The sequence below is a fragment of the Pseudoalteromonas sp. c7(2019) genome, assembly GCF_011378625.1.
Lineage (GTDB): Bacteria > Pseudomonadota > Gammaproteobacteria > Enterobacterales > Alteromonadaceae > Pseudoalteromonas > Pseudoalteromonas arctica.
Genome location: NZ_WTKS01000046.1, coordinates 1 through 1,191, shown reverse-complemented (window position 1 = coordinate 1,191; position 1,191 = coordinate 1). Strand labels below are relative to the sequence as shown.

Genomic DNA, 1,191 nt, shown 5'->3' with positions numbered 1-1,191 from the left:
GTTTATGAATCTGTAGGGTCATTGAGATCCCCCAGTTGCGGTTAGTGAGTTCTCTTACATTTGCTTTAAATTTCTTTAGCGCCTGTTCGTGGATCTGCACTTTAGCGTAGCGGAAGGTAAACCCAAGAAATTTCGAGCCTGATACTGGACCGACTCGACTTTTCGATTCATTCACTTTAAGTTTTAATCGCTGAGTGATAAACGCAGTAATGTCCCGTTGGATTATGAGCCCTTCGCTTTTCGTTTTTACTAAAATGATTATGTCATCAGCATAACGTGCAAACTTAAGCTGTTTGTAGGTTAACTTCTTATCTAATTCATCGAGTAAAATGTTGGAAAGTAAAGGGGATAATGGCCCACCTTGAGGGACTCCTTTGGTTGACTCAAACCACAGACCTGTTTCGCGCTCTGCTACCCCTGCTCGCAGATATTTACCGAGTAGGCGCATGAGTGCTTTGTCTTTGATTTTACGAGCAACACGATTCATCAGCATGTCATGGTTTACTTCATCAAAGAATTTAGACAAGTCAATATCGACCGCTGTTTTGCAACCTTGTTTAACACAGTATTGAACATGGCTCACTGCTTGACTGGCTCTTTTATGAGGGCGATAACCATAACTATGTAGTGAAAATTGAGGCTCAAAGTAAGGGCTAATCACTTGAGCAATGGCTTGTTGGATCACTCTGTCGATAACAGAGGGGATCCCAAGCATTCGCTCACCGCCATCGGGTTTGGGTATCATCACACGTTTCACTGGCAATGGTTGATAAGTGCCGTTAAGTAATTGGTGTTTAATGCCTAACCAATGTAGCTTAGCGAAGTCATTAAATTCCTCAATACTCATATTATCGACACCCGCAGCCCCTTTATTTCGCTTAACATGTTGCCATGCTGTGCCAATATTGTGGTTGCTCAGTACACTTGCCATCAGGTCATGATTTGTTTGGTTGTATTCATTCGAGGTATTATTCACAGCAGAACGCTGTTCATCACTATCACAACACGGTGATCTATGTGAATTCAAGTTCAATTGTAGTATCTCCTCTGGTTAAGATGTTCAGGCCTTCACCTTGTCCCCTCCATTACGATGGGCGTTTGGCTACTATGCCGTCTGCTGACTTCTGATAAATTACTCTATCGATTACTCGATAAAGCGCGTCTAAACTAACGCTTGTTTACTGCTATTTC

The 1,191-nt window shown here is 42.3% G+C and carries 1 protein-coding gene; it reads right to left on the bottom strand.

The window, feature by feature from the left end; translation table 11 throughout:
- Positions 1-976 (bottom strand): group II intron reverse transcriptase/maturase (gene ltrA, locus GQR38_RS19915; protein ID WP_346774267.1); only part of this gene is annotated, 976 nt, incomplete at its 3' end.
- Between the last annotated feature and the right edge of the window lie 215 nt (positions 977-1,191).